This window comes from Streptomyces sp. AM 4-1-1 (assembly GCF_029167625.1).
Lineage (GTDB): Bacteria > Actinomycetota > Actinomycetes > Streptomycetales > Streptomycetaceae > Streptomyces.
Window position 1 is genome coordinate 6,916,504 of the sequence record NZ_CP119145.1, and the last position, 23,434, is coordinate 6,939,937.

The 23,434-nt window shown below is 72.1% G+C and carries 21 protein-coding genes; 12 read left to right on the top strand and 9 right to left on the bottom strand.

What is annotated here, in order from left to right; all coding sequences use genetic code 11:
• Window positions 1-21: 21 nt before the first annotated feature.
• Entirely contained in the window at window positions 22-1,185 is a 1,164-nt protein-coding gene (locus PZB75_RS29430; RefSeq protein ID WP_275538337.1) for an ATP-binding cassette domain-containing protein, read from the bottom strand.
• A 104-nt stretch (window positions 1,186-1,289) separates the two neighbouring features.
• On the opposite strand from PZB75_RS29430, the gene PZB75_RS29435 reads away from it, so the two are divergent.
• The 3 genes from PZB75_RS29435 to PZB75_RS29445 all read left to right on the top strand — a co-directional run bounded on the left by PZB75_RS29435 (window position 1,290) and on the right by PZB75_RS29445 (window position 4,089).
• Window positions 1,290-2,585, top strand: a complete 1,296-nt coding sequence (locus PZB75_RS29435) for an alpha/beta fold hydrolase (RefSeq protein ID WP_275538338.1) — start codon at window positions 1,290-1,292, stop codon at window positions 2,583-2,585.
• Between the two features lie 213 nt (window positions 2,586-2,798).
• The gene (locus tag PZB75_RS29440; RefSeq protein WP_275538339.1) at window positions 2,799-3,755 is read left to right on the top strand and encodes an NADPH:quinone oxidoreductase family protein; all 957 of its coding nucleotides are present in this window, start codon (window positions 2,799-2,801) and stop codon (window positions 3,753-3,755) included.
• Between the two features lie 139 nt (window positions 3,756-3,894).
• A complete protein-coding gene (locus tag PZB75_RS29445; protein WP_275538340.1) occupies window positions 3,895-4,089 on the top strand; it encodes a hypothetical protein in 195 nt (64 codons plus the stop codon).
• Between the two features lie 40 nt (window positions 4,090-4,129).
• Here PZB75_RS29445 and PZB75_RS29450 read toward each other — a convergent pair whose 3' ends face one another.
• From PZB75_RS29450 to PZB75_RS29460, 3 genes are all read right to left on the bottom strand, one after another.
• Entirely contained in the window at window positions 4,130-4,714 is a 585-nt protein-coding gene (locus PZB75_RS29450; protein WP_275538341.1) for an N-acetylmuramoyl-L-alanine amidase, read from the bottom strand.
• A gap of 576 nt (window positions 4,715-5,290) precedes the next feature.
• Window positions 5,291-6,670 (bottom strand): SWF or SNF family helicase, encoded by a 1,380-nt coding sequence (locus PZB75_RS29455; protein ID WP_275538342.1) that lies wholly within the window; start codon window positions 6,668-6,670, stop codon window positions 5,291-5,293.
• Window positions 6,667-9,594: a DEAD/DEAH box helicase gene (locus tag PZB75_RS29460; RefSeq protein WP_275538343.1), complete on the bottom strand. Its 2,928-nt coding sequence runs from the start codon at window positions 9,592-9,594 to the stop codon at window positions 6,667-6,669. Before PZB75_RS29460 ends, PZB75_RS29455 begins: the two co-directional genes overlap by 4 nt.
• A 266-nt stretch (window positions 9,595-9,860) precedes the next feature.
• Between PZB75_RS29460 and PZB75_RS29465 the strand changes: the two genes are divergently transcribed.
• The 4 genes from PZB75_RS29465 (at window position 9,861) to PZB75_RS29480 (ending at window position 12,786) form a co-directional block, all read left to right on the top strand.
• On the top strand, window positions 9,861-10,913 hold the full coding sequence (locus tag PZB75_RS29465) for an acyl-CoA desaturase (RefSeq protein WP_275538344.1): 1,053 nt from the start codon (window positions 9,861-9,863) through the stop codon (window positions 10,911-10,913).
• An 88-nt stretch (window positions 10,914-11,001) separates the two neighbouring features.
• The gene (locus tag PZB75_RS29470) at window positions 11,002-11,184 is read left to right on the top strand and encodes a hypothetical protein (protein WP_275538345.1); all 183 of its coding nucleotides are present in this window, start codon (window positions 11,002-11,004) and stop codon (window positions 11,182-11,184) included.
• 25 nt (window positions 11,185-11,209) lie between these two features.
• A complete protein-coding gene (locus PZB75_RS29475) occupies window positions 11,210-11,755 on the top strand; it encodes an MOSC domain-containing protein (RefSeq protein WP_343286268.1) in 546 nt (181 codons plus the stop codon).
• Between the two features lie 128 nt (window positions 11,756-11,883).
• Complete coding sequence (locus PZB75_RS29480; protein WP_275538346.1) at window positions 11,884-12,786, top strand: oxygenase MpaB family protein; 903 nt, start codon at window positions 11,884-11,886, stop codon at window positions 12,784-12,786.
• Window positions 12,787-12,959: 173 nt separating this feature from the next.
• Here the strand turns inward: PZB75_RS29480 and PZB75_RS29485 are convergent, their stop codons facing one another.
• Both PZB75_RS29485 and tatA read right to left on the bottom strand, forming a co-directional pair.
• Window positions 12,960-13,535 carry a TerD family protein gene (locus tag PZB75_RS29485; protein ID WP_275538347.1) on the bottom strand — a complete coding sequence of 192 codons (576 nt, stop codon included), beginning with the start codon at window positions 13,533-13,535 and terminating at the stop codon, window positions 12,960-12,962.
• Window positions 13,536-13,715: 180 nt separating this feature from the next.
• Window positions 13,716-13,880, bottom strand: coding sequence for a Sec-independent protein translocase subunit TatA (gene tatA, locus PZB75_RS29490; RefSeq protein WP_275538348.1), 165 nt, complete (start codon window positions 13,878-13,880; stop codon window positions 13,716-13,718).
• A gap of 155 nt (window positions 13,881-14,035) precedes the next feature.
• Between tatA and PZB75_RS29495 the strand changes: the two genes are divergently transcribed.
• The gene (locus PZB75_RS29495) at window positions 14,036-15,547 is read left to right on the top strand and encodes an LCP family protein (protein ID WP_275538349.1); all 1,512 of its coding nucleotides are present in this window, start codon (window positions 14,036-14,038) and stop codon (window positions 15,545-15,547) included.
• A 107-nt stretch (window positions 15,548-15,654) separates the two neighbouring features.
• Here PZB75_RS29495 and mgtA read toward each other — a convergent pair whose 3' ends face one another.
• Window positions 15,655-18,327, bottom strand: a complete 2,673-nt coding sequence (gene mgtA / locus PZB75_RS29500) for a magnesium-translocating P-type ATPase (RefSeq protein WP_275538350.1) — start codon at window positions 18,325-18,327, stop codon at window positions 15,655-15,657.
• A complete protein-coding gene (locus PZB75_RS29505; RefSeq protein ID WP_275538351.1) occupies window positions 18,311-18,676 on the bottom strand; it encodes a metalloregulator ArsR/SmtB family transcription factor in 366 nt (121 codons plus the stop codon). Before PZB75_RS29505 ends, mgtA begins: the two co-directional genes overlap by 17 nt.
• Window positions 18,677-18,834: 158 nt before the next feature.
• On the opposite strand from PZB75_RS29505, the gene PZB75_RS29510 reads away from it, so the two are divergent.
• Entirely contained in the window at window positions 18,835-20,022 is a 1,188-nt protein-coding gene (locus tag PZB75_RS29510) for an ion transporter (protein ID WP_275538352.1), read from the top strand.
• Between the two features lie 279 nt (window positions 20,023-20,301).
• Here PZB75_RS29510 and PZB75_RS29515 read toward each other — a convergent pair whose 3' ends face one another.
• Entirely contained in the window at window positions 20,302-20,730 is a 429-nt protein-coding gene (locus PZB75_RS29515; RefSeq protein ID WP_275538353.1) for a PPOX class F420-dependent oxidoreductase, read from the bottom strand.
• Between the two features lie 144 nt (window positions 20,731-20,874).
• On the opposite strand from PZB75_RS29515, the gene PZB75_RS29520 reads away from it, so the two are divergent.
• The 3 genes from PZB75_RS29520 (at window position 20,875) to PZB75_RS29530 (ending at window position 23,396) form a co-directional block, all read left to right on the top strand.
• Window positions 20,875-21,282, top strand: a complete 408-nt coding sequence (locus tag PZB75_RS29520) for a roadblock/LC7 domain-containing protein (RefSeq protein ID WP_275538354.1) — start codon at window positions 20,875-20,877, stop codon at window positions 21,280-21,282.
• 445 nt (window positions 21,283-21,727) lie between these two features.
• Complete coding sequence (locus PZB75_RS29525; RefSeq protein ID WP_343286269.1) at window positions 21,728-22,675, top strand: DUF6397 family protein; 948 nt, start codon at window positions 21,728-21,730, stop codon at window positions 22,673-22,675.
• A gap of 142 nt (window positions 22,676-22,817) precedes the next feature.
• On the top strand, window positions 22,818-23,396 hold the full coding sequence (locus PZB75_RS29530; protein ID WP_275538356.1) for a sugar O-acetyltransferase: 579 nt from the start codon (window positions 22,818-22,820) through the stop codon (window positions 23,394-23,396).
• The last annotated feature ends 38 nt before the right edge of the window (window positions 23,397-23,434 follow it).

Sequence of the window (23,434 nt, forward strand, 5' to 3'; positions counted from 1 at the left end):
GCCCGGTCCGTACGAGTCGCGTCACGCGTCCGCCACCGAGTCGAACCGCACCTCGTCGCGCCCCACCCCCCGCGCCTCGGCGTCCACCGACCTGCGCAGCGCCTCATGGAGCTTGGCCGGGGTCAGCACCCCCAGGAACCGCGCCCCGTCCAGCACCGCCACCCACCCGGCGTCGTGCTGCAGCATCACGCTGAACGCCCGCTTCAGCGGCGCCCCGACCGGAACCCAGGCGTCCATCCTGCGGGCCAGTTCGCCCACCGTGCCCTGCTCCCCGGCGATCCGGAGCGCGTCCGCCGACACCCAGCCGTGCAGATCACCCGCACCGCTGAGCACCACGGCCCAGCGGGCGTTCCCGGCACGCAGCCGCGCCGCCGCCACCGGCACCGGCTCCTCCAGCCACGCGATCGGCGGCTCCTCCAGGTCGTCCGGCTCGATCGCGGTGACCGACAGCCGCTTCAGTCCCCGGTCCGACCCCACGAACCGTGCCACGTACGGCGTCGCCGGGGTGCCGAGCACGGCCGCCGGACTGTCGAACTGCTCGATGCGCCCCTCCCCGTACACCGCGATCCGGTCACCCATCCGCACCGCCTCCTCGATGTCGTGCGTGACCAGCAGGACCGTCTTCCTGACCGTCGCCTGAAGACTCAGGAACTCGTTCCGCAGCCGCTCGCGCACCACCGGGTCGACCGCGCCGAACGGCTCGTCCATCAGCAGCACCGGCGGATCGGCGGCCAGCGCCCGCGCCACCCCCACCCGCTGACGCTGACCACCGGAGAGCTGCGCCGGATAGCGATGGCCGTACGTCGCCGGGTCGAGCCCCACCAGATCGAGCAGTTCGGCGGCGCGCGCCCGGGCCCTGGCCCGTTTCCAACCCATCAGCGCGGGGACCGTCGCCGTGTTGTCCAGGACGGTTCGGTGCGGAAAGAGGCCGACCTGCTGGATGACGTAGCCGATCCGGCGGCGCAGCTTCACCGGGTCCAGGCCCGCGATGTCCTCACCGTCCAGCAGAATCCGGCCGGACGTCGGCTCGATCAGCCGGTTCACCATCATCATCGTGGTCGTCTTGCCGCAGCCGGACGGCCCGACCAGAGTGACGAGTTCACCCTCCGCGACCTCGAAGGACAGCCCGTCCACCGCGCGCGTACCGTCCGGGTAGACCTTGCCGACCTGTTCGAACCGGATCATGACTGCACGCTAGGAGCCCGCGGAGCGCGGCGCACACGGGCCGGGACCGTACGAGTCACAGCCGTGTGCTGAACTGTCCGCAGACCCCGATCCAGGAGCCCTCATTGACCAGCTACCGGCAGCCCGGCCTCGTCCTCACCGACCACCACTTCACTGTTCCGCTCGACCACACGGACCCGAGCGGGGAACAGATCCAGATCTACGGCCGCGAGGTCGTGGCGTCCGGCCGGGCCGCCGAGAACCTGCCCTGGCTGGTCTATCTGGAGGGCGGTCCGGGCTTCGGAGCCCGTCGTTTCACCGGCAAGCAGGCGTGGCTGGGACGGGCGGTGCGCGACCACCGGGTGCTGCTGCTCGACCAGCGCGGCACCGGCCTCTCCACGCCCGCCAACCGGCAGACCCTGCCGCTGCGCGGCGGCCCGCGCGAGCAGGCCGACCATCTGGCCCACTTCCGGGCCGACAGCATCGTCCGGGACTGCGAGCTGATCCGTCCGCGGCTCACCGGCGGTGCGCCCTGGACCGTCCTGGGACAGTCGTTCGGCGGGTTCTGCGCCACCCGCTACCTCTCCGCCGCGCCCGAAGGTCTCGCTGCGGTCCTGATCACCGGCGGGCTGCCCTCGCTGGACGCCCACGCCGACGACGTCTACCGCGCCGCGTACCCGCGCGTCGAACGGAAGGTCGCCGCGCACTACGCCCGCTACCCGCAGGACGTCGAGCGTGCCCGGGAGATCGCCGCGCACCTCGCCGAGCACCGCCCGGAGAGCGCCGGCCACCGGCTCACCCCCGAGGGGTTCCAGTCCCTCGGCATCCTCCTCGGCTCGGGGGACGGCAGCCACCAGCTGCACTACCTGCTGGAGAACGCCTTCGTCCGGACACCGCTCGGCACCGAACTCTCCGACACCTTCCAGGAGGGGATGCGCACCGCCCTCTCGTACGCCGGGCACCCGCTGTACGCCGTGCTGCACGAGGCGATCTACGGTCAGGGCGAACAGCCCACCGGCTGGGCCGCCGAACGGGTCCGCGCGGAGTTCCCGCAGTTCGACGCGGGCGCCGCCCTGGCGGGTGACGGGCCGGTGCTCTTCACCGGCGAGAGCATCCACCCCTGGCACTTCGACGTCGACCCGGCGCTGCGACCGCTGCGCGAGACCGCCGAACTCCTCGCCAACCGCACCGACTGGCCCGTGCTGTACGACGCCGGACAGCTCGCCGCCAACGAGGTGCCGGTCGCGGCGGCCGTCTACCACGACGACATGTACGTCGACACCGGGCACGCCCTGCGCACGGCGGACACCATCCGGGGACTGAAGACCTGGGTCACCGACGAGTACGAGCACGACGGGCTGCGTGCGGGCGGCCCGCGCGTCCTCGACCGGCTGCTCGCCCTCGTCCACGACGAGGTCTGAGCGGCCGCGCACGGGGAGCGGCCCACGCGGGAGGGAGGGGGCGGGCGCGCGAGACACGTGCCCGCCCCCTCCCGCACCCCGGCGGGGACGGACGCGCGAGGAGCACCGTCCTTCGCGGGGAACGCGCGGGGGCCCTGTTCCCAACGGGCGAGCAACCGCTTAGTGTGCGCCGGAGCGGTGACAAGGCCCGGAGCGTCGTCGGGGAGGCCCCTCATGCAGGCATGGCGAGTGCGCCAAAACGGCGAGCCGGGCGAGGTGATGCGGCTGGAGGAGACCGGACGGCCCGTCCCCGGCCCCGGGCAGGTACTGCTCAAGGTGCGCGCCGCGAACGTCAACTTCTCCGACGCGCTGCTCTGCCGTGGCTCCTACCAGATCCGCCCGCCACTGCCCTTCACCCCCGGCGTGGAGATCTGCGGCGAGACCGCGGACGGGCGCCGGGTCCTCGCGACCCCCGTCCTTCCGCACGGCGGATTCGCCGGCCATGTCGTCGCGGACGAGGCGGCCCTGCTGCCCGCGCCCGAGGCCCTGGACGACGCGGAGGCCGCCGCACTGCGTGTCGGTCACCAGACGGGCTGGTTCGCACTGCACCGCAGGGCGCGGCTCCGGGCGGGGGAGACCCTGCTGGTGCACGCGGCGGCCGGCGGGGTCGGCAGCGCCGCCGTCCAGCTCGGGAAGGCCGCCGGGGCCACCGTCATCGGGGTCGTCGGCGGTCCCGAAAAGGCCCGTACGGCCCGCGAGTTGGGCTGCGACCTGGTCATCGACCGCCGCACCGAGGACATCGTCGCGGTGGTCAAGGGGGCGACCGGCGGACGCGGCGCGGATGTCGTGTACGACCCGGTCGGCGGCGACGCCTACGCCAAGTCCGCCAAGTGCGTCGCCTTCGAGGGCCGGATACTCGTCGTCGGCTTCGCCAGTGGCACCGTCCCCGCTCCGGCCCTCAACCACGCGTTCGTCAAGAACTACTCGATCCTCGGAGTCCATTGGGGGCTGTACAACACCGAGGACCCCGCCGCGGTCCGGGCCTGCCACCAGGAGCTGACCAGGCTCGTCGACCGGGGCGCCGTCAGGCCGCTCATCGGCGAGCGGGTCACGATGGCCGACGCGGCCGCCGCCGTGCAGCGCGTCGCCGACGGCACCGGCACCGGCCGCGTCGTCGTCCTGCCGGCCTGACCACCGCCCGCCGCACCGCCGTACGGTGACGGTCAGTCACCACCCGTACGGCGGGCATGGCAGTGAGCCGGACGCGAAGCCGGCTACGCGACACTGGCCGCCGAATGCCGCGAATCGGGCGCGGCGGAGGAGGCTGGTCATGGCCATTACGATTTCGTTGGTGCTGTTTCTGCTGATCTTCGCAGTGATCTTCCTGCGCAGCGGCGGACTGAAGATCTCGCACGCCCTGGTCTGCGCGCTGCTCGGATTCTCGCTCGCGGGCACGAGCATGGCGCCGACCATTCAGGACGGGGTCACCGCGACCGCCGATGTGGTGAGCAGTCTGCGGCCCTGACCCGCGGCGCCCGTGCCGCCCGCCGGAGGTGGCGGGTGGGTCAGCCGGTGCCCAGAAGATTGACGAGGCGGATGTACCGCACCCAGTCCCAGAGGGGCCCGGGATCGGTGTGGTCGCTGCCGGGGACCTGGTCATGGCCCAGGATGTGCGCGCGGTCCTTGGGGATGCCGTGACGGTCGCAGACCGAGGCGGTCAGGGCCGCGGACCGTTCGTACAGGGCGTCGGTGAAGTAGGCGGGGCGGTCCACCCATCCCTCGTGCTCGATCCCGACGCTCCGGGTGTTGTGGTCCCAGTCGCCCGCGTGCCAGGCGATGTCCTTCTCCCGGACGCACTGGGCGATGTACCCGTCCGCCGAGCGCACCACGTAGTGCGCCGAGACCCGCTTGGCCGGATTCCGGAAGATGTCGAGCGCGTCACCGAAGGTCTCCTGGGTGACGTGGATGACCACATGGTCGACGGGGTACGCCGAAGGGCGTTGCGACACCGTGTAGTTGGAGGTGGCGGCGGGAGTCCAGTGGGCGGGCGGATAGTCCGTGCCGGCCGGGGCCGCCGTGGCGGCTCCGGCGGGGAGGAACGCGGCGGCGGCCGTGACGGCGGCGCCCCGGAGAACTCCTCTGCGGTTCATGAACACTCCTGTGGGGGGAGGGCGGATGGCGACGGGTGGTGCGGTTCAGGACAGGACGTGGCTGTCCCCCGTGGACGACGAAGCCTTCGATGCGGGGTCACCGGCTCCGCACCGCCGGGCGTGGTCGCCTCGTTGGGCCGTACGGCAACGATCCGTGGGTCGCTCGTCGCTGTCGCGTTCCTGTCTTCCAGGGGGCTTTCCGGAGCTGTCTGCCGTTTCACCGGGACGGACGCCACCGGTCCGCGCCACCCGCTCGGGAGGAGCTGCCCTCTCCCGGTACTCCGGGGTCCTTCATCATCCCGGCCGAGCGTGGCGCGGGTCCCACCGTACGGCTGTGACGCCCGGCCACGGAAGACGGCGGCCGGACGAAGTGGCGTAAGAGGCAGATGGGTTGAGCGTGTCCGCCCTCCCCGTGGCGATGGCGTCGGCCGAGTCGAAGGGGGCACGCGGACGGGCGCGCGGAGCCCTGCCCGCACGCCCGCCCCGCGCCGCCCCCCGGCCGGGCATCCCACGACGGCCGCCGGTCGACGGCCGGTGAATCCTGGCCGTCAGCCGTCAGCCGTCAGCCGTCAGCCGTCAGCCGTCAGCCATCAGCCCTCGGCCCTCGGCGAGTGCCCCCGCCAACGCGGCGGCCGGGTCGTCGTCGGCCGGTCCGGCCGGGCACCAGCGTCCGCGTTCCTTGCGGTACGGCCACCAGCGCCCGTCCCGCCCGTACCGGAGCTGAGCGTCCGCGCCCACCACCGTCCACCGGTTGCGCACGGCCCGCAGACGCGGACGTTCATCGTCCTGCCACGCGGCGTCGAGTCTCGACCGGATACGGGAGAGCGTCTGCGCGTCGGGGCTCCATTCCTCGTCCAGCGCCGCGAGCGCCGCGGCCCCGCCGTACCGCCAGGCCCGCACCGCGGCGTCCAGCTCGGCCCGCTGCCGGCCCGAACCCGTCGCCAGCCGGGTGGCGATCCAGGACTCCGGCCGGGCGTCGGCGACCAGTCGTACCGCGTCCTGCTCCACCGTCAGCGCGGCGGGCGGCTGCTGCCGGCCGTGCCCGGCCGACAGCGCCTCGGCCAGCATCCGGTGCGCGCGCACCGCGCTGTCCGCCGCCAGGACCTCCAGCGCGGCCGGGTCGACACCGGGGGCCGGATCGGTCTCCGTGTCCAGGGACTGGGCGATTCCCGGCTCCGCGGGCAGCGGGGGAGGGGCGGGCAACGGCGGCAGGATGTCCGCGGCGGCGAACGCCTCGGCGGCCGGTACGCCCGTCACGCGCCGCTCCTCGGCCGCGGTCGGCCGCTCCCGTACGGCACGGTCCGTGCCCCGGGTCTGGAGTTCGTCGAGCAGCCCGCGCTCCCCACGCCCCCGCAACAGCAGCAGGACGAACGGGTCCTGGTCGAGCAACCGCGCCACCTGGTAGCAGAGCGCGGCCGTGTGCGGGCAGTGGTCCCACGCCTCGCAGGCGCACTCCGCGTCCAGATCACCGATCCCCGGCAGCAGTTCGATCCCGGCCGCCGAGGCGTCCTCCACCAGGTGCGGTTCCATCTCCCGGTCGAGCAGCGCGGCGACGTGTCCCGCCCGGTCCACCACCATGTCCAGGAAGCGGTCCCACTCCGCGTCGCTCAGCTGCTGGAGCAGCACATCGCCCCGGTACGCGACCCCGTCCCGGTCACGGACGACTGCGGTGAGCCTGCCGGGCCGTACGGAGACAGCGCCGACCCCGCCCTCCCGGGCCAGCTTCCGGCCCTTCTTGAGCTGCTGGTTGTCCAGCGCGGTGTCCTCCAGCGCCCGCAACCATGCCTGACCCCACCAGGACCGGGCGAAACCGCGGTCCGGGGCGGGCGGCAGCGCGGCGAACGTACGCCCGGCCTCCGGCCCGTCGGCGCCCTCGTCGCCGGCGCGGGCGCCGTGGTCGGTGTATTCGCCGTATTCGCCGTACTCCGTGTCGTCCGGCTCGTAACCGTCGCTCATCGCGTGCCCCCTCGCAGCTCCACCAGTTGCGCCAGTTCGGCGTCGGTGAGTTCGGTCAGTGCCGCCTCGCCCGAACCGAGCACGGCGTCCGCGAGTCCCTGCTTGCGGGCCAGCATGGTGGCGATCCGGTCCTCGATCGTGCCCTCGGCGATCAGCCGGTGCACCTGCACCGGCTGGGTCTGCCCGATCCGGTACGCGCGGTCGGTGGCCTGGGCCTCGACCGCCGGGTTCCACCAGCGGTCGAAGTGGACCACATGTTCCGCCCGGGTCAGATTGAGCCCCGTGCCGGCGGCCTTCAGCGACAGCAGGAACACCGGTGCCTCGCCCGCCTGGAAGCGCCTCACCATCTCCTCCCGCCCCGCGACCGGGGTCCCGCCGTGCAGGAACTGGGTGTCCACCCCGCGCCTGGCCAGATGCCGTTCGAGCAGCCGCCCCATCTGCACGTACTGGGTGAACACCAGGACACTCGCGTCCTCCGCGAGGATCGTGTCGAGCAGTTCGTCCAGCAGCTCCAGCTTCCCCGACCGGTCCGTGATCCTCGGACGGTCCTCCTTGAGGTACTGCGCCGGGTGGTTGCAGATCTGTTTCAGCGCCGTCAGGAGCTTCATCACGAGTCCGCGCCGGGCGAATCCGTCGGCGCCGGAGATCTCCGCCAGGGTCTCCCGGACCACCGCCTCGTACAGGCCCGCCTGTTCGGCGGTCAGGGGAACCGTCCGGTCGGTCTCCGTCTTCGGCGGCAGCTCCGGGGCGATGCCGGGGTCGGACTTGCGCCGCCGCAGCAGGAACGGCCTGACGAGTGCGGCCAGCCGTTCGGCCGCCGCCGGGTCGCCGCCCTCCGCCGCCCGCGCGTAACGGGTGCGGAAGGTGCCGAGCCGCCCGAGCAGGCCCGGAGTCGTCCAGTCGAGGATCGCCCAGAGCTCGGAGAGGTTGTTCTCCACGGGGGTGCCGGTCAGGGCCACCCGGGCTCCCGCGTCGATCGTCCGCAGTTGTCCGGCGGTCGCCGAGTACGGATTCTTGACGTGCTGCGCCTCGTCGGCGACGACCATGCCCCACCGTGTCCCGGCGAGCCGGGCCGTGTCGAGCCGCATCGTGCCGTACGTGGTGAGGACGAACCCGTCGTCCGCGAGGCCCGCGAGGCTGCGCGAACCACCGTGGAAGCGCCGTACCGGGGTGCCCGGGGCGAACCTCTCGATCTCCCGCTGCCAGTTGCCCATCAGCGAGGTGGGGCAGACCACCAGGGTCGGTCCGCAGCCGGGGTCGGCGCTCTGCCGGTGCAGATGCAGCGCGATCAGTGTGATGGTCTTGCCGAGCCCCATGTCGTCGGCGAGACAACCGCCGAGACCGAGCGAGGTCATGGTGTGCAGCCAGTTCAGTCCGCGCAGTTGGTAGTCGCGCAGGGTCGCGGCGAGCCCGGCCGGCGGGCCCACCGTCTGTGCCGCGTCCGACTCCGGATCGGCCAGCCGGGCGCGCAACCGCTCCAGCGGGCCCGCCGCGCTCACCTCGACCCGGCGTCCGTCGACCTCGGTGGAGCCGGTCAGCACGGCCCGGAGGGCGTCCACCGGGGCCAGCTCGCGTTCCTGGCTCTCACGGGCCCACCGCACCTCCTCCGGATCGACGAGCACCCACTGGTCGCGCAGCCGTACCACCGGCCTCTTGGCCTCCGCGAGCCGGTCGAGCTCGTCCCGGCCGAGCCGGTGGTCGCCCAGCGAGAACCACCAGTTGAACCCCTGCGGCGCGTCGGCGGACAGGAACGACGACGCACCGGTCCCGCCCCGTCCGGCGGCCCTCCCGGTCCCCGCGCCGTCGGGGTCCGTGCCCTCGGTGCCCGTCCCGTCGCCGGGCAGGCCGATCACCGCACGCGCCGTCAACGTCCTGGCCAACTCCTTCGGCCAGTGCACCTGTACGCCGGTCGCGGCGAGCGCCCGGGCGGCGGGGCCCAGGAGTTCGGTGATCTCCTCGTCGGCCGGTTCGAGGGCGTCCGGGACGGCGGCGGACAGCAGCGGGGCCAGTGGCGGCCAGGCACGGGCGGCGCGGCGCAGGGTGAGCAGGGCGTCCACCCGGGCCCGGGGGCCGAACGACGCGACGCCGGGCGCCGTGCCCCGCCACACCTCGGCCGCGTCCGCGACCAGGCTCGGATCGCTGACCGCGTGCAGTTGGGGGACGACGCGGAAGGACGGTCCGGCCGCGGGATCGTCGACGGCTCCCTCGTCCGGGTCCATGGCGGGGGCGCCGGACGCGATCAGTTCCACGCGCAGCGAGAGCCGTACCCCCGCGTCGTGCCCGGCGGCGACGTCGGCGGCCCAGGCACGCTGCCCGGTCAGCCGCTGCGGCTCGTCGGCGGCGAAGGCGGGGCCCCGGGTGGCCAGTGTCGCGGCGGGTGTACGCGGCAGTCCGTCCGCGACGGCGTCGATGAACTCACGCAGCAGCGGCTCCGGTTCGGGGAGCAGGACGTCGTCCGCGTCCGCGGTGAGCGGCACGGCGTGGGCGGTCGGCGGCATCGACGCGGCGAGAGCGCGGACGCGTTCGAGGTCTTCGGAGGTGAGCGGACCGGCCCGCCAGGCGTCCTGGTCGGTGCCGGTGAGCCCCGGCAGGAGGAGCCCGCGCGCGGCGAGTTGGAGGGCCAGGAGGGCCGCCGAACCCCAGAAGGCCGCCGACGGAGTACCCTTCTGCGACACCCGTGCCCGGGTGAGCACCGGCAGAGCGTCGCGCACGGGCAACAGCAGTGCCGGCACGCCGTACGGCCGGACGTCGGCTCCGACGACGTCCAGTTCCTCGACGGCCCCCGGGGCCTCCGGCGGAGCGGTGCCGTCCGGGTGCCAGAAGGCCATCCTGCCCGCACGGGCGGGATCGGCGGGCAGGAAGACCACGCAGCAGCGGGTCAGTTCGGAGATCTCGGAGAGCGTTGCGGTCGGAAGCCTGTGCACGGCGATTTCGGATTCCTCAAACTTGACTAGTGAGCCGAGTCGCCGAGGGTACTCCATGACACTTTCGGCCGGTAGCGACAATGCAGTGATTCACGACACACCTTCAGGCCGACCAGCCGCCGGGTGTAGCTGGCACCCCCTCCGGACGAGGGGGCTGGCACCAGCACAGACCGGGTGGTGGCCGCATGGCCACCCCGCACCCCGGTCCGTAGTTTTCAACAGGTCAGCGCGATATTCCACGCAGTGGCCCGAACACCGGAGACGACATGCCCCAGGCCGTATCCCCCCTCGCGGAGGACCTCCGCGAAGGCGCCGGAAGCGCCGCCCCCGCCGGAAGTGACTTCACCCCACTTCTGCGGGCCGTCAGGGGGAAGGGCCTCCTGGAGCGGCGCACCGGCTGGTACGCCGCGGGCATCGCCGCCAACCTCGTCGCCCTCGGTGCGGTGTACGCCGCACTGGTGCTGCTCGGCGACACCTGGTGGGCCCTGCTGCTCGCCCTGCCCCTGGCGGTCCTGTGGACCCGTACGGCCTTCGTCGGGCACGACGCCCTGCACGCGCAGATAACCGGCGACCGCAGGACGAGCCGCGTCATCGCCCTGGTCCACGCCAATCTGCTCATCGGCATGAACGAGGCGTGGTGGAACGACAAGCACGCACGGCACCACGCCAACCCGAACCACATCGACAAGGACCCGGACGTCGGCGTCGGGGCACTCGTCTGGACCCAGAAGCAGGCCGCGCAGCGCGAGGGATTCGCCCGCTGGCTCACCCGTAACCAGGCCGGACTGTTCTTTCCGATGCTGCTTCTCGAAGGCATCGCCCTCAAGGTCTACGGCTTCCAGTTCCTGCGCCGGCAGCCGATCCGCGAACGGGCCCTGTCCGGGCTGCTGATGGCCGCCCACCTCGCCCTCTACGCGGCTCTGCTGCTCACCGTGCTGTCCCCCGGCAAGGCCCTGGTCTTCGCGCTCGCACACCACGCGCTGTTCGGCCTCCACCTGGGCATGGCCTTCGCGCCGAACCACAAGGGCATGGAGATGCCCGACCCCGACGGTGACCGCTGGGGTCATCTCCAGCGCCAGGTCCTCACGTCCCGCAACGTGCGCGGCGCCGTTCTGACCGACTGGTTCCTCGGCGGACTCAACTACCAGATCGAGCACCACCTCTTCCCGAGCATGCCCCGCCCCTGTCTGCGGCTCGCGCAGCCCCTCGTCAAGGCGCACTGCGCGGAGCTGGGCATGCCGTACGCCGAGACCGGACTCGTCGAGTCCTACCGGCAGGCACTCCAGCACATGCACGACGTCGGCGAACCCCTCCGGTAGGCGGCGGACGTACCGCGAGGAACCGATGAGCGCGCGCACACGTTGTCAGGGAACAGACGCGGCCGCGGCCGCGAAGGAGGTGTGGACGATGTCGAAGAACGCGAAGATCGCCCTCGGAGGCGTGGTGGCGGCGGTCGTCCTGATGCCGTTCATCGGATTCTGGCTGTCCCTGCTGATCGTGATCGGGGTGCCCGTGGTCGCCTACCTGACCCTGGACCCGGCTCAGCGACGCAGACTCCGTAGGATCAACCGAAGAGAGATAGGCCGCTGACCCGCGGCCCGGGAAGGGGCGATCCGTGCCGAACGCGACGATCACGACGGTGAGCAGCAGCGGCTCCTACACCTTCACCAAGCACAACCGGGACAGCATCACCCTGCTGACCGGGCTCGGTGTCGAGGGGGACGTGCACGCGGGAGTCACGGTCAAACACCGCTCCCGGATGGCGCAGGACCCCACGCGGCCCAACCTCCGACAGGTCCACCTCATCGACGAAGAACTCTTCGACGAGCTGCGAGAGGCGGGCTTCGAGGTCGCCCCCGGTGATCTCGGGGAGAACGTCACCACACGCGGCGTGGACCTCCTCGCACTGCCCACGGGCACCCTGCTGACCCTCGGCGACGAAGCCGTCGTCGAGGTCACCGGGCTGCGCAATCCGTGCCTGCAGATCGACCACTTCCAGGACGGGCTGCTCAAGCGGGTCGTCGGCAGGGACGAGGCGGGCAACACCGTCCGCAAGGCCGGGATCATGGGGGTCGTCGTGGCCGGCGGTACCGTACGGCCGGGCGACCCGGTCAAGACGGAGGTGCCCAGCGGCCCCCACCGTCCGCTGGAACGCGTGTAGCCGCGCGGGCACCCGGCCGCGGGCCCGGACCGTACGGAACGGCCCCTGGACGAGGGCGCGTTCGCCGGACCGGGCCGCCGACCCCACCGTAGAATCGTTCCTCCTGGCATGGACGAGGGGACGATGCGGTGAAACGGTACGACCGGCTGAAGGAGATCCAACGCCTCGACCCGGAGCGGGACTTCCTGGAGATCTACCGGCTCACGGTGGCGTACGAATTCCCCTGGGACATCACGCGCGCACTCGAACTCGCCCTCTACCGGACCTACGCGGTCCCGGCCATCGGCCGACTGCTCGCGGAGACGGCCGAGCTGACGGAGCGTTCGCAGAAGCGGTACGACGACACCGCACTGCTGCTCGACGCCGTGACGGAACACGGCTTCGACAGTGTCCAGGGCCGTACCGCCGTCCGCCGGATGAACCAGATGCACCGCGCCTACGACATCGGCGACGACGACATGCGGTACGTCCTGTGCACCTTCGTCGTCGTCCCCAAGCGGTGGCTCGACGACTACGGCTGGCGTCGGCTCAGCGACCACGAACTGCGGGCCTCCGCCGCCTACTACCGGACACTCGGCGCCCGCATGGGCATCAAGGACCTGCCGGAGACGTACCAGGACTTCGAGCGCACCCTCGACGCCTACGAGGACGAGCACTTCGGCTGGGACGACGGAGGCAGGCAGGTCGCCGACGCGACACTGGCGCTCATGGCCTCCTGGTACCCGAGCGCTCTGGCGCCGCTCGTCCGCGGGGCCAGTCTCGCTCTCCTCGACGATCCGTTGCTGCGGGCCTTCCGCTACGAGCGGCCGGGCCCCCTGGCCCGTCGCCTCACCCGTGGCGCCCTGCGCGCACGGGCCCGCGCGGTACGTCTGCTGCCACCGCGCTCGCGACCGCACCACGCCCGCCAGAACCCGGAGATCAAGGGCTATCCGAACGGGTACGAGCTCTCCGAGCTCGGCACGTTCCCCACCCCCGGCATCGGCGGCTGTCCGGTGCCGCGCCCGCGCGGGACGGTCGCCCCCGCCGAGTGAGCACGCGTCCGCCGTCGACGCCGACGCGCGGCGCGGCGCGACCCATGGTCCGCCCTTCGACCGGAAGGAAGGGACCACGGGCCGCGCCGCTCCGCGCGTCGAACGACCTGGATCGCGTGTGGGAGGCGCGGCCGCCGCGGGAAGTGTCACGGACGCCGCGTGCCACTACGGGATCAGACGTTGACCCCGTAGTCGGACGCGATACCGGCCAGACCGGAGGCGTACCCCTGACCCACCGCACGGAACTTCCACTCCGCGCCGTGCCGGTACAGCTCGCCGAACACCATCGCGGTCTCCGTGGAGGCGTCCTCGCTCAGGTCGTACCGCGCGAGCTCCACGCCGTTCGCCCGGTTCACCACGCGGATGAAGGCGTTGCGCACCTGGCCGAAGCTCTGACCGCGGCTCTCCGCCTCGTGGATCGAGACGGGGAAGACGATCTTCGAGACATCGGCCGGGACGGCGGCCAGGTCGACGTTGACGGACTCGTCGTCGCCCTCGCCCTCGCCGGTGAGGTTGTCCCCGGTGTGCTGGACAGATCCGTCCGGGCTCGTCAGATTGTTGTAGAAGACGAAATGCTGGTCGGACAGCACCCTGCCCGCGTCCGAGCACAGCAGCGCACTGGCGTCCAGATCATGATCGGCGCCGGTCGTCGTCCGTACATCCCAGCCCAGGCCGACCGTCACCGCGGTCAGGCCGGGCGCCTCCTTCGACAGGGAGACGTTGCCGCCCTTGGCGAGGGTCACACCCATGAACTTCCTCCAGTGATCCAGTGATCCGTTGATCAGTGTTTCTTCGGCCGTCACTCTCCGGAACGACCGCAGGTCCCCCATGGTTCCCTGATTGCGCAATACGTGAAGTGAGCGGAGTGGCGCACGGGGAGCGTGCCCGGCGGGTGCGGCGCGAGGCGTGTGCCGCGACCGAGGTGCGGGTCACTTCGGCTCCTCGTCCCTCATGGCCCGGGTCTCGCTCTTGAGGATGCGGAGGGACTTGCCCACCGCGCGGGCGGTGTCCGGCAGTTTCTTCGACGCGAACAGTGCGATCAGCACGATGGCCACGATCAGCAGATGCCAGGGTTCCAGGCCGTTGCGCAACATCCTTCTCGGCGCCCTTCCTCTCGGTGTTCGGGGCACTTCACGGGTGGGTCCGATGATCCACTCGCTCGTCCACACTTGCTACATTGCGCAACTGTACAACCGTTGGGCGGGGCCGGACGTCTTCCTTCATGGAAGCCGGACAGACGAGGTGGCACATGGCGGGCAGTCACAAGGCGGCGAGCGGGCGAGGCGGGGACAGGGGGACCGGTCGCCGGAAGGGCGGAGGGCCGCGCCGGTTGGCACTGACCGGGCTCTCGTTCCTCATCCTGCTCATCGCCGGCGTCGGCTGGGGCTACCTCCGACTGACCGGCAACATCGACACGTTCGACGCGGACGGCATCTCCGGCGATCGGCCCCCCGGCTCGTCCAAGGGACAGAACGTGCTCGTCATCGGCTCCGACTCCCGCGCCGGCGAGAACAGCGACCTCGGCGGCGGCGACGGGGACGTGGGCCGCTCCGACACCGCGTTCCTGCTCCATGTGTACGCGGACCACAGACACGCGGTCGCCGTGTCGATACCCCGGGACACCCTCGTCGACATCCCGGCGTGCCGGCTGCCCAGCGGCGACTGGACCGCCCCACGGCACGACGTCATGTTCAACGCGGCGTTCTCGGTGGGGGAGACCGCCCAGGGCAATCCGGCCTGCACCCAGAACACCGTGGAACAGCTCACGGGACTGCGCGTCGACCACACCGTGGTGGTCGACTTCGCCGGCTTCTCGAAACTCACCTCGGCCGTCGGAGGGGTACCGGTGTGCCTGCCCAAGGACATCTACCAGGGGGATCTCGACCCGAACCGGGCCACACGCGGAAAACGGATCTTCGCCGAGGGACCGCAGACGGTCTCGGGACAGAAGGCCCTGGACTACGTGCGCATACGGCACGGCTTGGGCGACGGCTCCGACATAGGACGGATCAAGCGCCAGCAGGCGTTCGTCGGATCACTCATCAAGAAGGTCAAGTCGAAGGGCTTCGACCCGGCCACGCTGCTGCCGCTCGCCGACGCCGCCACCGATTCGATGACCGTGGACCCCGGCCTCGGTTCGGCCGACCGGCTGCTGTCGTTCGTGATGTCGCTGAAGAACGTCGATCTGCACAACACCAAGTTCGTCACCGTCCCCTGGCGGTACGCGGGCGCCCGCGTCGCGATCGTCGAGCCCGACGCCTCCGCGCTGTGGGCGGCGCTGAAGGCGGACCGCACCGTCGACGGCCAGGACGCCGGGGCCGGGGGACCGGGCGTCACGGCGTCCCCCGCACCGTCGCCGGGCTCCACCGGCCCGGTCTCCGGTACGGGCATCAGCGTCACCGTCGAGAACGGCACCACGGTCACCGGCCTGGCCGGCCGTGCGGGCGGACTCCTCAGGTCCCACGGCTTCACCGTCACCGGCACGGTCACCGCGGAACGCCAGGACCACACCACCACCGTCGTCGAGTACGGCCCCGGCCTGCGGGAAGAGGCCGCCATCACCGCCCGTCTGTTCGCCGGAGCCGAGACCCGGGCGGGCACGGCTCCCGGGCTCCGGGTGATCGTCGGCGCCTCGTACGCGAAGGACCCGGCCACCACCCCGGCCGCGCCGCCGAACGCCCCCTCCGCCCTGCCCTCGACGGTCGGGGACGGGGCCCGGTCCGCCGACGACGACCTGTGCGCCGACCTCTCGTACGGCTGACCGGGGGCGCCCCCACGACACCGGCCGGCGCGTCGGCGGGGACGTGACACGGAACCTGCCGGAGCGTACGCGGTCCGGGGGAGTACGCTCCGGCCCGGCCGGACCGGTCACGTCGTCCGCTTGTTCTCGTAACGCCTTCTCGCCGCCGCCAGCGCGGTGGCGTACAGCGCGAGGACGGCGCCGAGCAGCGGATAGTAGAGCGGCGGAAGCGCGCTCATGCCCAGCGGCGGCCCGAGCGGTGTGACCGGCAGCAGCACCCCGATCGCGGCCAGACCGCACGCCGCCGCCCACAGCGGCCTGCCGGTCCGGCAACCGGCGGCACGACGCCCGGTCCGCAGGAGCAGCATCACCAGAGCCTGCGTCAGCAGGTTCTCGGTGAACCACCCGGCGTGGAACGCCGCCTCGTCGCCCGTACCGCCCGGCCCGCGCAGGGCCAGGGCGAGCACGCCGAACGTCGCCAGGTCCGCGGTGGCGTTCAGCAGACCGAAACCGGTGATGAAACGCAGGAAGTCACGCGGGCGCAGCACGGTCGGGCGCCGGAGCACCGCCGGGGCGGGCCGGTCGAAGGCGAACGCCAGCTGGGCGGCGTCGAAACAGAGGTTCTGCACCAGGACCTGGGCCGGGAGCATCGGCAGGAAGGGCAGCATCAGCCCGGCGCAGAGCATGGCGATGACGTTGCCGAGGTTGGAGGAGAGCGTGATGCGGAGGTAGGTGGCGATGTTGCCGCTGCTGTGCCGGCCCGCGGTGATCGCCCGGTCGATCGCGGTGAGGTCCTTCTCCGCCAGCACCACCTCCGCGGTCTCCCGCGCCACGTCGACCGCGTTGCGCGGGCAGATGCCGACATCGGCGGCGTGCAGAGCGGGAAGATCGTTGACACCGTCGCCGAGGAATCCGGTGGTGTGTCCGCCGCCGCGCAGCGCCGAGACGATCCGGGCCTTGTGCTCGGGCGTGCAGCGGGCGAACACCGTGGCCCGCTCGGCGGCGGTGGTGAGTTCCCGGTCCGACAGCGCGTCGATCTCGTCGGCGGTGATCACGTCCCCGGCGGCCAGACCCAGATCGTGACAGGCACGGGCGGCCGTCCCCGGATGGTCACCGGTGAGGATCTTCACGGCGACCCCCCGCCGCTTCAGCACCGCCAGCGCGTCGGCCGCGCTCGGGGTGAGGGCATCGCGCAACGCGACGAACCCGAGGAACGTCAGCCCCTGCTCGTCGGCCGCTGTGTAGGAGCCGAGCCGGGCGGGTCGCTCCGTCCGGGCCACCGCGAGCAGCCGCAGGCCGTTCCCCGCCTCCGCCGAGGCCAGTGTCTCCAGCCGCAGCCGCTCGTCGTCGTCGAGCGCGCACCGCGCGAGCACGGCCTCCACCGCGCCCTTGGTGACCAGGGTGTGGACGCCGAGCCGACCGGGGCGCCGGACCACGGCGGTGGCGACGCGGCGTACCGGGTCGAACGGCAGCGCCGCCACCCCGTCGTAGGCCGACAACGACCCGGGCCGCCCCTCCGCCGCATCCAGCACCGCCTCGTCGAGCGCGTCCGGCGCGGGGAGATCGGCGAGCTGCAACGTCCACAGCGCGTTGACCCCCGCCCAGTGCAGTACCTCGCCGTCGGGCCGGCCCGTTCCGTCCAGGGCGCGGTCGACGACGGGCCGGTCCTGGGTGAGCGTGCCCGTCTTGTCGAGGCACAGCACATCGATCGCCCCGAGATCGTGCAGCGCGGGCAGCCGTTTGACGATCACCCCGCTCGTGCGTGCCAGCAGCGAAGCACCCCGGGCCAGCGCCGTCGTCACGATGACCGGCAGCATCTCCGGTGTCAGACCGACCGCCACGGCCACCGCGAACGGCAGGGTCTCCAGACCGCGCCCCCGCAGCGCGGCGTTGGCCATCAGCACCAGCGGCGGGGTGAGCAGCATGAACCGGATCAACGTCCAGGAGATCCCCTGCACCGACCGGTCGAACGCGCTCGCACCACGACGGCGGGCCGCCCCGTCGTGCGCGGCGGCGAACCGGGTGTCCGCGCCCGTCGCGACGACCACCGCCGTACCGCTGCCGGACGTCACACTGCTGCCCTGGAAACAGAGCTGGGGCCGCGCGAACGGACCGGCCCCGCCGCCCCCCGGAGCCGGTGCGTCGACCGGATACTTCGCGACCGGAGCCGACTCGCCGGTCAGCGCCGCCTGGTGCACGGTCAGCCCGCTCGCCCGCAGCAGCCGCACATCGGCCGGTACGAGATCTCCGGGACCGAGCCGGATCACATCGCCCGGCACCAGCTCACCCACCGGAATCTCACGCGGGGGCGCCGGGTCCGCGGACGTACGGCGCAGCACGCTCGCGGTGGTCGCCACCAGCTCCCGCAGCGACGCCATCGACCGGTCGGCCCGGTGCTCCTCGCCGGAGCGCAGCACACAGCTGAGGGTGACGAGCACGAGAATCACACAGGCCGTGCCCCAGGCGCTCACGACGGCCGAGACGATCCCGAGGCAGAGCAGCACCGAGGTGAACGGATCACGCAGACTGCGGACGAACCGCCGGGGCCAGGACACCGGGCGCCAGGCGGGAAGCACGTTCTCCCCGAAGCGGACCAGCCGCTCGTCGGCCTCCGTCTCCAGCAGTCCGCGCGGCCCGCTGCCCAGTGCGCGCAGCACCTGGAGCGAGGTGAGAGCGGCGCCGTCCCCGGACGCGGGCCCTTGAGCCGCTGCCGCGAGCCGTACCGGTACGGAGGACGGCGAGGCGTCGGAACCGGCGCGGCCGGTCCCCGCGGCTGCGCTGCTCTCAGGCACCGAGCTCACGGAGGCGGGCCGGCCGCGCGGTCGCGTAACCGGCACGCTCGGCGAGCTGTCCGACCATCAGCCGCACCACCGTCACCACATCGGGGTCGTCCACGAGATACACCTGCCGCCTGCCTTCCCGTCGCGAGCGAACGAGCCCGGCCAGCTTCAGCTTCGTCAGATGCTGGCTCACGGACGGCAGCGTCGAGCCGACCCGCTCCGCGAGCCCCGTCACATCGCACTCGCCCTGGGACAGCGCCCACACGATGTGCAGCCGCGCCGGAGTCGCCAACAGACCGAAGGCGGCAGCCGCCTCCGCCAGCACCTCCGCGGGCGGGTCGTCGAAACCGCTCACGGTACCTGTCGACACTCCCGCTCTCCCGTCTGCCTGGGCCGCCTCCGCGCACCGAGTGACCAGTGTAGGGCCAGGGCGGAGCCCTCTTCGGCGACTTCTACACGCCTGTAGAGTTCGTTCGCGGTCTGCCGCCCGGCGTGACATCCCGCCCAGCACCGAGGACAGAGACAGCGATGACACCCACCGCGCCGGCGCGGCGGAACCCCGAGCCGCCCCGGCCGCCCGTGCCGCGACGACCACGTGAACGGGCGGCGGACGGGACACCGTCGAGGCGCCGGGCGCTCGCCCACCGCTGCCGTTCGGTCACCGAAGCCCGCTGGTTCGCCGTCGCCGTCTTCGTCCTCATCCTGGCCAATGCCGTAGTGCTCGGCGCCGAGACCTACGCCGGGCTCGTCGACCGGTGGCACGGATGGTTACGCATCGTCGAGACCGGATTCCTCGTGGCGTTCGCCACGGAGATCCTGCTGCGCGCCGGGGCGTACGCCGACCGTCCCAAGGGCTTCTTCCGCGATCCGTGGAACCTCTTCGACCTCGCCGTGGTGCTCTCAGCGTTCCTCCCCATGGTCCGCGAGAACGGCACCGTGCTGCGCCTGCTGAGACTGGCCCGGGTGCTGCGGGCGGCCCGGTTCCTGCCCCAGCTGCGCATCGTGCTGGTCGCCGTGGGCAGAAGCCTGCCCGGCACGGTCAGCTTCCTGCTCGTCGGCTCGCTCCTGCTCTATCTGTACGCGATGGTCGGCTGGCTGTTCTTCTCCGCGGACGATCCGGAACGCTTCGGCTCCATCGGGCGGGCGATCCTCACCCTCTTCCTGCTGATGACGCTGGACGGTCTCGGTGCGGCGGTCCACGGCGGTCTGGAGATCTCCCGCTGGAGCTTCCTCTACTACGCGTCGTATGTGCTGATCGCCTCCTTCGTCCTGGTCAACGTGCTGATCGGAGTCGTGATCAACTCGCTCGACGAGGCGCGGGCCCTGGAGGGCGACGACGAGCGTGCCTCCGCGGGGGCGGCTCCGCGAGAGTCCCCGGACGGCGGACCGGACGGCGCGCGAGAGGCGGGGATTCCGGTGCCACCCCACTCGCCTGCCGGCGGACCGGTCCGGACGCACGAGGCGGCGATGCGGGCCGGGCCGGGTGACGCGGCGCTGCTGCGGACCAGGATCGAGGCGGCCAGAGTGGCCCTTGACGAGTTGGAGTCGACGCTCGGCCTGCTCATGCCTGGCGCTGCCGACGAGGTCGGGAACGGCTCCCCCGAGAGGGCCCTCGACGGGGCTACGGCCGGCTCGCCCGTCGGACAGGGGCGACGGGACGAGGAGCGGAGCGTCGAGATCAGGCCATTGCGCAATGAGGGGGTCTGTCGGCCCTGACCGGAGGCGGCGGGCGGGGGCGGGCATGACCGAGGGGCGGCCGGCCGGGGCGGGGAGCGGATCATGGTGCCCGTGGCGCGCGCCCGGTCCGGCGGCGAGCCGGCGTGACACCGCCCGGTAGGTGGGGGCTCTCGTGGCCGGTGGAGGAGACCCGGCCGGGGCACCGAGGCCCGGCACCCGGGGCCGACGGCACCAGGTGCGGTGCGGGCTCCGGTGCCGGCCGCGCGGAGGACCGACGGTGACGGGGCCGTCCGCGCGGACATCGGACCGGGCCCCGCGTCAGTCGGCCACGGCCGCGAGCGCGACCACCTTGTCGATCCGTACCCGGACGAGCAGTTCCCCGGGGACGGCATTGCGCGCGCCGAACTCGGCGGCAGCCCGCTCACCCATGTAGCGGCCCGCGATACGGGTCGCCCAGCGCCGCAACTCCTCCGGGTCCTCACTCAGTTCGGCCCGGCCCTGGAGCACCGCGTAGGCGAACGGCGGACGGTCGTCGTCGACGCACAGGGCGACCCGTCCGTCACGGGCCAGGTTGCGGCCCTTGACGGTCTCCTTCCCGGTGTTGAAGACGAGATCGTCACCGTCGAGGAGAAACCAGACGGGTGCGATGTGCGGACTGCCGTCGGCCCTGACGGTGGACAGCTTCCCGGTGCGTGTGCCCTCGGAGACGAACACCCGCCATTCGTCCTGACTCATTCTGTGTCCCATGTGCCCATCTTCCGCCGGATAACGGCCACGGCGCGAAGTGACGCCCCGGCGGCAGGGGGACGCTTGCCCGCAGGTGACCGGTAGGCAAGGCTGATGGGCGACGTGGGGCACGGGGAACGCATGAGCGGGGGAGGGCGGAGAGCGATGGCATTGGACAAGGAACTTGACTGGCTTCTCGACGATCTGACGAGCCGGGTCGAGTACATACGACACGCGCTGGTGCTGTCCAACGACGGACTGGTGACCGCAGCCAGCACCGGACTGCCACGCGAGGACGCGGAGCACCTGGCCGCCGTCTCCTCGGGGCTGCACAGCCTGGCCCGTGGCTCGGGACACCACTTCCGGGTCGGGAAGGCCCGTCAGACCATGGTGGAGTTCGACGAGGCACTTCTCTTCGTGACGGCGGCGGGGGACGGGAGCTGCCTGTGCGTGATGAGTGCGGCGGAGGCGGACGTCGGCCAGGTGGCGTACGAGATGACACTGCTCGTCAACCGGGTCGGGGAGCATCTGGGAGTCGCCGTGAGACAGGGTGGCGGCCCCGACGTGTTCTGAGTCGTTGTCAGTGACGTCCCGCTCCCGCTGTTGCCCGCCCCGCCTTGGTGCTGACGCCGACTCTGGCCCCGGCCCCGGTCCGGCCACCTGCTCTCTCTGTCGCCCCATGGCCATCTGCCCGTCCGACCTGGGGTTTTCGGTGGGAATCAAGGGTTTTCCACAGGCCGGGCAGAAGAACCTCCCGTCGAGCTACGGTGCTCACGGAGAGTATTCGAGTCTCACGGGGGAGGCAGTCATGGCAGTTGCGGACATCACGCGCGGAACGGCCACGCGCGGAACGGCCACGCGCGGAACGGCCACGCGCGGAACGGCCACGCGCGGAACGGCCACGCGCGGAACGGCCACGCGCGCAACGGCCACGCGCGCAACGGCTACGCACGGAAAGAACCCGCGTGGAAAGGGTCCGCGTGGAAACGTCGGCGGCGAGAACGCCACGCGCGAGCGGGTGACGCGCGGCGAGGCGCCGCGCGGGGGAGTGGCGGGCACGGTGGCCGTGGTCTCCGCCGCTCGGGAAGTGGGCCTGAAGCGGGGCGAGTTCGAGCTCGCCGTGCATCTGGGACTCGTCCGGGCCACGGTGGAGCGGAGCCGTGGCGGGTTCCGCGTCGGGCGAGGGGAGATCGACCGGCTGCGCGCGGAGCCGGGGTTCCCGGACGGGCTGAGGGCGCGGGTGCGCACGGCCGGGAGGACGGAAGCCGCCCAGTTGCTGGCCATCAGTCCGGACCGGTTCACCGGACTGGCCCGCGCGGGGTGCGTCGCGCCGATCACCTTCGGACTGAACCGGTACCGAGCGATCTGCTGGCTCTATCTCGTCGACGACCTGGTCCGGTTCCGCGCCGCGCACCCCGAGCTGCTGACGGGAAGAACCTCCGACGAGGTGCGTACGTTGCTGGGGACAGGGGTGGACTGGCGGGTGCGCAACTGGCGTGAGAGCCGGATCAACCGGCTGTTGGACCGCACGGACGACCCCTGGGCACGGACAGCGGTGCTGGCCGAGACACTGGACACCGCGCAGGTGGCGGAGATCGTCGACGATCCGTACGAGCGCGCCTACCTCCGGCGTGTACGTCCCGAACCGGTCTTCGGTCCCTCCTGGTCCCCGGTCACCCGGGAGACGGCGGCGCGGCTGATGGCGGCCGACGACCCGGACGAGATCCTCTGGCGCCGGCTGAACCTGACCATGGAGCTGGACCGTGCCAGGGAAGCCCGACCTGCCCCGCGCCCGGGAAACGACGACCACCCACGGCCGGAGGCCGGTGAAGGCGGGCCGGTGCGCGAACCGGTACGGGACCCGGAGGCCGGGCCGGAGCCGGTTCCGGGGCTGCTCGACCGGCTCGGTCTACGGGGGCGGGTGACCGCACGGAGGCATACCGGAAGGCGGAGGAACCGGACGTGAGTGGAGACCGTTGACGAAGTGACGCACCGAGGAGTGGCCGCGTTCCCGCATTGCGGGCTCACGCGGGCTCATGCGGGCGGGAACCGCGACGCGCGACCAGGACCCAGGGCAGAAGCAGGCAGGAAGGACGTCGAGGAGAATCGTGGGCGAGAACAAATGCCGGATGCTGGCCGGTGACTGGTACATCCCGGACGACCCGGAGCTGCGCGAGGACACCGTGCGCCGCATCGCGCTCTGCGAGGCGTACAACGCCGCGTCGTCCGCGAGCACGGAAGAGCGGTACGGCATTCTCAAGGAACTGCTGGGTTCGGTGAGCCCGGACGTGCGCATCCGCGCGCCGTTCCACTGCGACTTCGGCTCGCTGATCAGCATCGGCCCCGGCACGTTCGTCAACTTCGGAGCGGTCTTCCTCGATACCGCGCCCATCACCATCGGAGCCGATGTCCAGATCGGCCCGAACGTACAACTGCTCACCCCCGTCCACGAAATGGACGCGGAACGGCGACGAGAAGGCTGGGAGAAGGGTGTCCCCGTGACGATCGGGGACAACGTCTGGCTCGGTGGCGGAGTCATCGTCTGCCCCGGTGTGACCATCGGAGCGGACACGGTGGTCGGTGCCGGGGCCGTCGTGACCAAGGACCTGCCGCCGGGAGTGCTGGCGGTCGGCAATCCGGCCCGGGTGATCCGCCGCCTGGACGGGGGAGAGGAAGGCAGCCGATAGCACCCTCCCTGCGACAGGGAACCCGGTCCCTGTCGCAG

Coding starts and splice junctions, on each gene's coding strand:
- PZB75_RS29515 (WP_275538353.1), bottom strand. CDS start 20,730: ATGGGACACAGAATGAGTCAGGACGAATGGCGGGTGTTCGTCTCCGAG.
- tatA (WP_275538348.1), bottom strand. CDS start 13,880: ATGTTGCGCAACGGCCTGGAACCCTGGCATCTGCTGATCGTGGCCATC.
- PZB75_RS29520 (WP_275538354.1), top strand. CDS start 20,875: ATGGCATTGGACAAGGAACTTGACTGGCTTCTCGACGATCTGACGAGC.
- PZB75_RS29485 (WP_275538347.1), bottom strand. CDS start 13,535: ATGGGTGTGACCCTCGCCAAGGGCGGCAACGTCTCCCTGTCGAAGGAG.
- PZB75_RS29440 (WP_275538339.1), top strand. CDS start 2,799: ATGCAGGCATGGCGAGTGCGCCAAAACGGCGAGCCGGGCGAGGTGATG.
- PZB75_RS29450 (WP_275538341.1), bottom strand. CDS start 4,714: ATGAACCGCAGAGGAGTTCTCCGGGGCGCCGCCGTCACGGCCGCCGCC.
- PZB75_RS29510 (WP_275538352.1), top strand. CDS start 18,835: ATGACACCCACCGCGCCGGCGCGGCGGAACCCCGAGCCGCCCCGGCCG.
- PZB75_RS29430 (WP_275538337.1), bottom strand. CDS start 1,185: ATGATCCGGTTCGAACAGGTCGGCAAGGTCTACCCGGACGGTACGCGC.
- PZB75_RS29465 (WP_275538344.1), top strand. CDS start 9,861: ATGCCCCAGGCCGTATCCCCCCTCGCGGAGGACCTCCGCGAAGGCGCC.
- PZB75_RS29445 (WP_275538340.1), top strand. CDS start 3,895: ATGGCCATTACGATTTCGTTGGTGCTGTTTCTGCTGATCTTCGCAGTG.
- PZB75_RS29470 (WP_275538345.1), top strand. CDS start 11,002: ATGTCGAAGAACGCGAAGATCGCCCTCGGAGGCGTGGTGGCGGCGGTC.
- PZB75_RS29495 (WP_275538349.1), top strand. CDS start 14,036: ATGGCGGGCAGTCACAAGGCGGCGAGCGGGCGAGGCGGGGACAGGGGG.
- PZB75_RS29455 (WP_275538342.1), bottom strand. CDS start 6,670: ATGAGCGACGGTTACGAGCCGGACGACACGGAGTACGGCGAATACGGC.